Here is a 757-nt window from a genome sequence, read left to right as displayed (position 1 = left end):
CAGTTCGACGCCTTGACGCCGCACTGGTGGAAACTGTGGCAGCAGAGTCCCTCGGCGACGCCGTTTCAATCTCCCGCCTGGCTGGTGCCATGGTGGCACGCATTCGCACCCGGTGAACTGGCGACAGTCGCGGTCTGGCGCGGCGGCGATCTGGTCGGGCTGGCGCCGCTCTATCTCGAGCACGGGACGGCCGGTTCGAAGCTGCTTCCGGTCGGCATTTCGCTCAGCGACTATCTGGACATCCTGGCTGTCCCTGGGATCGAAGCCGAGGTTGTCGGCATTATCAGCGAGTCGATCTTCTCGATCGGGTGGGCGCAATGGATCTTGTCGGACTTGCCGCAGGACAGCGTCGCCCTTGCGATGAAGCATCCCGAGATGGATCGGCCGACCGCCCATGCCGCCTGCCCCGTGCTCGCCATCGCCGGCGACGAAACGCTGGCAGGCTGCGTCCCCGCAAGACGCAGACGCCAGTTGCGTCGGGCGCGCCAGGCGGCATCAAGATGCGGCCGGATTGCGCTGTCATCGGCAAACGGCAGTCCGCAAACCTTCCTCGATCAATTGATCCGCCTGCACAATGTGCGATGGGCCGAACACGGAGGGGGTGTGTTGGCCAACCCCGCCGTCGAGCAATTCCATCGGCTCTCGCTTCCCTTGCTCGATGCTCATGGTCTGGTGCGATGCTGGCTGCTCGCGATCGATGACAGGACCATCGGTGCCTATTACGGATTTCACCACCGCGGCCGTGCCTACGCTTATC

General features: G+C 64.2%; 1 protein-coding gene. It reads left to right on the top strand.

Annotated elements, in window-relative coordinates; genetic code table 11:
- On the top strand, positions 1-757 hold a 757-nt coding region (locus EN994_RS33895; RefSeq protein WP_164746548.1), incomplete at both ends, for a GNAT family N-acetyltransferase.

This window comes from Mesorhizobium sp. M7A.F.Ca.CA.002.09.1.1, assembly GCF_003998555.1.
In the GTDB taxonomy this organism is placed as follows: Bacteria; Pseudomonadota; Alphaproteobacteria; order Rhizobiales; family Rhizobiaceae; genus Mesorhizobium; species Mesorhizobium ciceri.
Note: the sequence above shows the minus strand (reverse complement) of the source record. Positions and strands in the feature narration are given on the sequence as shown.